This window comes from Massilia eurypsychrophila (genome assembly GCF_002760655.1).
In the GTDB taxonomy this organism is placed as follows: domain Bacteria; phylum Pseudomonadota; class Gammaproteobacteria; order Burkholderiales; family Burkholderiaceae_D; genus JAFCUW01.
The window spans coordinates 1-703 of record NZ_PDOC01000087.1 but is presented as its reverse complement, the minus strand read 5'-3'; the positions used below and the strand labels follow the sequence as shown (position 1 = coordinate 703).

At 60.9% G+C, this 703-nt stretch carries 1 pseudogene; it reads left to right on the top strand.

Annotated elements, in window-relative coordinates:
* Nucleotides 1–452 (top strand): annotated as a pseudogene (locus tag CR105_RS29210) (hypothetical protein); the annotation flags it as partial.
* Nucleotides 453–703: the final 251 nt, after the last annotated feature.

Below are 703 nucleotides of genomic sequence, written 5' to 3'. Positions count from 1 at the left end.
GGGTTGAACGCTACCTCGGCCCGGCCACGATCGCCTATGTCGACGCCGCCATCGCTGCCCTCCCCCGCGCTCCAGGGCAAGAGACACGCAGCGCCGCACGAGACCATTTCCTGTTCGTCGCTTTCGTAACCACCGGCGCACGCCTTTCCGAGATAGCGCAGGCAACAATGGGCGCGGTCCAACTCGACGCGGATGGCCGCTGGTGGCTCAATGTGATCGGCAAGGGAGATAAGCCGCGACGTCTACCGGTGTGCGAGGAAATGCTGACGTGTTACCAGGCCTATCGTCAAGCATTCGGCCTTTTGCCTACCACTCACCGACACGACACCGATCCGTTGGTGATGTCGGTGCGCCGGCGCTCACCTACTGCGATCGTGCCGAGGCGACGGCCAACGCGATCACCGGCCTGTTCGCGCGAGCAGCCGACCTCGCGAAGCTTGACGACAAGCTAGACGCCGAGGGTGACTTGAGGGAAGCATCAGCCCACTGGTTGCGTCACGAAATGCTTACTGCACTCGTCAATCACACCGGAGACTTGAAAATTGGCCAAGACCATGCCGGGCACGAAAATATAGCGTAAGCGTCCGGCGGCCCCACCTTGCCGGGCGGTTTAGTTTTGCTTAAGGTTCGGGAATGGCAGCAAAGAATCGATCTGACTGTTAGGGCACGTCGGGAGACGTTCCAAAGTGCTGGCCAGCCATTG